The sequence below is a fragment of the Methanomethylovorans sp. genome, from assembly GCF_050177135.1.
Classification (GTDB): domain Archaea; phylum Halobacteriota; class Methanosarcinia; order Methanosarcinales; family Methanosarcinaceae; genus Methanomethylovorans.
In genome coordinates this window covers 1-5,782 of record NZ_JBFXHJ010000138.1, presented here as the reverse complement: position 1 = coordinate 5,782, position 5,782 = coordinate 1, and the positions used below count along the sequence as shown (strand labels likewise).

At 47.0% G+C, this 5,782-nt stretch carries 6 protein-coding genes and 1 pseudogene; all 7 read left to right on the top strand.

All coding sequences use genetic code 11. From position 1 onward, the window contains the following. Window positions 1–285: 285 nt before the first annotated feature. Window positions 286–936 carry a methyltransferase cognate corrinoid protein gene (locus AB7U21_RS09875; protein WP_428388691.1) on the top strand — a complete coding sequence of 217 codons (651 nt, stop codon included), beginning with the start codon at window positions 286–288 and terminating at the stop codon, window positions 934–936. Window positions 937–948: 12 nt separating this feature from the next. Then, window positions 949–2,325, top strand: a pseudogene (locus AB7U21_RS09870) (monomethylamine:corrinoid methyltransferase). Between the two features lie 220 nt (window positions 2,326–2,545). Beyond that, window positions 2,546–3,931 carry an APC family permease gene (locus tag AB7U21_RS09865; RefSeq protein WP_333788400.1) on the top strand — a complete coding sequence of 462 codons (1,386 nt, stop codon included), beginning with the start codon at window positions 2,546–2,548 and terminating at the stop codon, window positions 3,929–3,931. Between the two features lie 12 nt (window positions 3,932–3,943). Next, window positions 3,944–4,213, top strand: a complete 270-nt coding sequence (locus tag AB7U21_RS09860; RefSeq protein ID WP_333788399.1) for a monomethylamine transporter — start codon at window positions 3,944–3,946, stop codon at window positions 4,211–4,213. 11 nt (window positions 4,214–4,224) lie between these two features. Next, window positions 4,225–4,479, top strand: coding sequence for an AcrB/AcrD/AcrF family protein (locus AB7U21_RS09855; protein WP_333788398.1), 255 nt, complete (start codon window positions 4,225–4,227; stop codon window positions 4,477–4,479). A gap of 62 nt (window positions 4,480–4,541) precedes the next feature. After that, window positions 4,542–5,003, top strand: coding sequence for a desulfoferrodoxin family protein (locus tag AB7U21_RS09850; protein ID WP_333788397.1), 462 nt, complete (start codon window positions 4,542–4,544; stop codon window positions 5,001–5,003). Between the two features lie 196 nt (window positions 5,004–5,199). Further along, window positions 5,200–5,782: uroporphyrinogen decarboxylase family protein (locus AB7U21_RS09845; protein WP_428388687.1), on the top strand; the 583-nt coding region annotated here is incomplete at its 3' end.

The following is a 5,782-nucleotide window of genomic DNA, read 5'->3' as shown; positions in this document are numbered from 1 at the left end:
AACATCGAGAAGCTGCTTGATATCAAGATCAACAGCTGTGAGAAGTTCAGAGGGAAGCTGAAGTAACTTCGCTTAAGTCGCAAGGGCCGGGAACTTGCGGTGCAAGCCACCGGCCTTACTTCTCTCAATTTATATCTTTGTCGGTTTTGACAAAAATTATATAAGCAAATAAGTCGGTATATGGATACCGTATGCTTACAAAAGTGCATGTTTGGTGAGAAAAAGATTAATTCTCTCTAAAAAGCATGGACTTTAACATAACTAAAATTTTATGGAGGAGATTAAATGGGAAAACAAGAAATTCTTGACAAACTCAGAGACACCATAGTTAAACAGGATATCAATGGCTGTGCAGCTGCAGCAAAGGAAGCCCTTGCAGCGGGTGTTCCTGCCTTTGATGCCATCAACGATGGTCTTGCAATAGGCATGAATATCGTCGGTGAAAAGTTCGAGAAAGCTGAGATCTACTTACCTCAGATCATGATGTCAGCTAAGGCCATGAACGGTGCAATGGAGATCCTGACCCCTGAACTCCAAAAGGAGAAACCGGGCGAAGGCAAGGGTACAGCAGTCACTTTTGTGCAGGAAGGAGACATCCACGACATAGGCCACAGGTTAGTTTCCACCATGCTGGGTGCCAGCGGATTCACGATAATCGATCTAGGTGTGGATGTACCCAATGAGAAGGTTGTTGAAGAAGCAGCCAAGCTCAAGGGACAGAAGGTCATCCTCGTAGGTTCTGCACTCATGACAACCTCCATGCTTGGCCAGAAGGACGTGGTCAGGCTGCTCAAGGAAGCAGGTATCAGGGACAATGTCAAGTGCATGTTCGGTGGTGCACCTGTTACCAAGGGATGGATAAAAGAGATCGGTGCCGATGCAACCGCAGAGAACGCAGCCGAAGCAGCCCGTGTAGCCTTGGATATCATGAAATAAGGAGGTTTAGCGATGACATTCAGAAAATCATTTGATGTTTATGATTTCTATGACCGCGCAAAGAGCGGCGAGAAGATCACCCAGGACGACTGGGACCTTATGGTGCTTCCATCCAAGACCATGGAGCTTAAGCAGAAGTATGGTCTGGACTTCAAGGGTGAGTTCGTCCCCACTGACAAGGACATGATGGAGAAATTGTTCAAGGCCGGTTTCGAGTTACTTCTTGAATGCGGTATCTTCTGTACCGACACCCACAGGGTCGTCAAGTACACCGAGGACGAGATCTGGGACGCCATTAAGAATGCAGGCGAGGAATTCACTCTGGGAACTGGCAGGGATGCTGTGCGCGTCAGCAAGAGAAATGTCGGTGACAAGAAGAAACCCATCATCCAGGGTGGTCCAACTGGTTCTCCGATATCCGAGGATATGTTCGTTCCAGTACACATGAGCTATGCTCTGGAGAAGGAAGTCGATACCATTGTGGATGGTGTTATGATGTCCATCCGCGGCAAGTCACCTGTACCAGGCAGCCCATATGAAGTACTTGCAGCCAAGACCGAAACCAGGCTCATCAAGCAGGCATGTGCTATGGCAGGCCGCCCAGGCATGGGCATATAGGGACCAGAGACTTCCCTGTCCGCTCAGGGAAATATATCTGCTGACTGTGCCGGTGGCATGGCTAGCAGTGACAGCCACGAGGTCTCACAGCTCAATGAGCTCAAGATCGACCTGGACGCAATTGCTGTAATAGCACATTATCAGGCTAACAGCAACATCATCATGGACGAACAGATGCCTATATTCGGCGGTTACGCCGGCGGTGTAGAAGAGACAACGATCGTGGACATTGCAACCCACATCAATGCAATGGTGATGAGCAATGCAAGCTGGCACCTTGACGGTCCTGTCCATATCAGATGGGGTTCCACCAACACCAGGGAAACCCTCATGATCGCAGGCTGGGCATGTGCGACCATCAGTGAATTCACTAACATACTCTCTGGAAACCAGTACTATCCATGTGCAGGTCCATGCACAGAGATGTGCCTGCTGGAAGCATCTGCACAGTCCATCACAGACACTGCATCCGGCCGTGAGATCCTCTCAGGTGTCGCAGCTGCAAAGGGTGTTGCACTGGACAAGACCACAGGTATGGAAGCCAGGATGATGGGAGAGGCCGCAAGGGCTACTGCCGGAATGGAGATCCCGGAGGTCAACAAGATCCTGGACAACCTCGTCAAGATGTACGAGAAAGACTACGCTAAAGCACCTGCTGGAAAGACCTTCCAGGAATGCTACAACGTAAAGACGATCGAACCCACAGATGAATACATGAAAGTCTACGAAGGAGCAAGAAAGAAGCTCGAAGGACTGGGGCTGGTGTTCTAAGCCTCCAAAACCAAGCCAGCGAATAAATCGCTGGCTTTTTTTTTCATGGAGGTTGAACTAACATAAATAATTATTATCATATAAAACAGCGGAGGCATATTAAAATGGACACATGGACCATGATAAATGGTGCAATTTATCTCATCGATTTCTTGCTGATAGGTTGGGTGCTGCTGGATGCTGTAAAAGTGTCAAAAAGATCATAAAGGAGGATATCTCAATGGCCGAAGAAACGAGTTCAGAATCCCCCACCCTTGTAAAAACATTGAGACCTTATCACGTATGGGCTCTTGGTGTTGGAATAGTGCTTGTCGGAGAATACATGGGGTGGAACTTCACAGTTGCAAAGGGTGGTATACTTGGTTCCCTGTTTGCACTGCTTGTCGCCGGTACGATGTATGTTATGGTAGCACTGTGTGCCAGTGAGCTTGGAGCTGCTACGAAACTTGCGGGAGGACCCTATGACTGGGCGAGATTGTTCATAGGACCAGGGGCAGCTGCCATAGTTGGTCTTGCAGTATACATGGAATATATCGCCCTGGAAGCTGCAGATTCAATTGTCGTAGCATCAATAGCCCAATCGATATTTCCGGAGATACAGGTACTGCCAGTTACATTGCTTGTGATATCGATCCTTACATTTATCAACTACCGCGGAGTCGTGGCTGCACTTACTCTTAACTTTGCGCTAACCATGACCGCTTTCATAGCTATAATCGTGTTCTTCTTCTTCAATCTTCTGGGAATTGGAAGCATACCATGGAACCCCGCAGAACTGATATCAGGTGCCATGCCCAACGGGATTGTGGGAATATTCGCCGCATTGCAGTTCGGTCCCTGGTTCTATCTGGGAATAGAAGGTGCGGCAATGTGCGCAGAAGAATGTAAGCACCCCTCAAGGGCGGTTCCACTGGGACAACAGGCTGGTATGATCACTCTGCTTATTGCAGCGGGTATGACGCTGTTTCTATGTGCAGGCCTTATACCTGCATCAGTCCTCGGAGTATCTGTATATCCTTTGTACGAGGCAGCAACTTCAAGTGGTATGTATTTCCTGGTGGTGTTCCTGGCCATAGGTACACTTTTCACCTGCCTTGCCAGTGCAAACGGATGTGTGTGTGACTCTTCAAGGTCGTGGTTTGCATTGTCCAGGGATCATTTCCTGACACCCTGGTTCTCAGCCGTGCACCCGAGATATTACACACCTTACAGGGCTGTGATCTTTACAATGCCTATAGCCATCGCTTTTGCGTTCAGCGGTTTCCTTGACCAGGTCATTACCTTCTCAATTACATCAGGAATGGTTGCCTATGTGCTAATCCCATTTGCTCTTATAAGGTTCAGGAAAATGTTCCCACAACATTCGAGCAAGGTACGTCCTTTCATAGGACCCATGCAGCCATGGATAGCTTACTTTACCATATTCCTGGCAATGATAATCCTGTCGACACTCAATTGGGGATACCGTTACAACCTGATCTTTGGGTTGGTGTTCTACATAGTAGCGTACTTCTACTTCAACTGGAGGTACAAGAGCATAGAGAGCGAGCATGACTGGGAACGTGATATGGGATGGCCACAGCCGGTAATGCACAGGAGCGAATAAGGAGGGATGAAGTTGGCAAATATCGACAATAACAGATACCATAGCAAATTGCATCAGGATGCTGGTGTCATTGTATTGCTGCTGGCACTGCTGTACTTCTCTGAATTGTATATGATCTACAACATAGTATCAATAATAGGAGCTAGTGTGCCAATACCATCCGTCCTCATGGGACTGTATGTACTGTTCATAATCCTGTTGCTGGGAATAGAAACATTAGGATGTGTGGGTGTATATAGATCCATCAAGAAACACATGTTCGAATTTGAATACTATGATTAAGGAGGTATAAGATGGCAGGAGCAGTTAAAGAGGAAGGAGATAAAGGAGTGTTCATGAGGATCTTTGACATCCTCTTTATCTTCATAGTTGCTTTTACCTGTGTGGTAACACCAGTGGTCTTGCAGGGAACTGTGCTTGTAGGCTGGGGAGAAAGCGGAGCCATGAGCTTTGTATGGGATCCTGTATCCTACTTCTCATCCCTTGGAGTAATAATAGTGTTCTTTGTGGTTATACTGTACCACTCTGTGAAACACTATAAGTTCTAATGCCAGCTCTGCTGGCTTTTTATTTTATTTATTGATATAGAACTCAGGAAAATGGTGATTAAATGACGGATAAAAAAATCAATAAGCCTGTAGATCCAGCTCACCTCACAGAGCTTGAGCAGAAGCATGTGCCTGTGATAGAAGCACCGGAACTTGTCCTCACTGAACAGCCTTTCACTGTTAAGGTGACAGTTCCACATGTAATGGAACAATCTCATTACATCGAACAGATTAAGCTCTCCATGCATGGAATAAAGTTAGGGGAAGTGAATTTTTCACCATCTGATACCAGCACTACTGCGGAGTTCACTGTAACAATCCCAGAAGAAGTTGTTGCCGTGAAGGTGTTAGAACAATGTAATATCCATGGGGTCAATGTGTGTGGGGATTGTGGTACAAAATCAGTGCTTACGGATCTAATTGCAGTCGCAGGTTGCAATGTCCACGGACTCTGGGAAGGCTTCAAGCGCATAGAGGTCATGTCAAAGGTTCAGGGTACAGGCAAACCCTGTAAATGGAAATGATGAACTTTAAGTGAGAACTCAAAGTGACGAAACAGTGATGGAACTGGCTATATAAATCTTATAAATTATATAATAAGTTGCACTCCTCTCCTGGTCTTTCAAAGACCATCATATCTGTGAGGATTATATATGGCCAGTTCTTTCATTTTAACAGTGAAAAGCTTTTAAATGCACATAATTTTTAAGGAGACTGATAATGTCCAATTACACCCCTAAAGAAAGGCTTGCCCGTATTTTAACAGGGCAGAACGTAGATCGTATGGCAGCTATCTCTGTCACGCAGACCGGTACCGTAGAACAAATGGAAGCTTGTGGCTCATTCTGGCCTGCTGCCAATGAAGATGCCCAGCTCATGGCAAAGCTAGGTGAGGCTGGTCACACCGTAATAGGGTTTGAGGCCGTGCGTGTGCCCTTTGATATCACCGCTGAAGCCGAGTTCTTCGGCTGCAAGATCAAGGCAGGTACACAGGAACAACAGCCCTCTGTGGTAGGTCATGTGGTCAAGAGCGTTGATGATATCGCTAAACTGGAAGGCTACAACCTGGACCACGGCAGGATCGGTGTCGTCTGTGAAGCTATCAGGATCCTGGCAGACAAGTACGGTAAGGAACTGCCGATCATCGGCAGCATGATAGGTCCTTTCTCCCTGGCGCAGCATTTGAACGGTGACGACTGGTTCATGAACATCTTCACAGATGAGAACCTGGGCCTGAAGCTCATGGAGTTCTCCACAGCTTTCAGCATTGCATACGCCAAGAAGATGGTGGAGAACGGTGCAG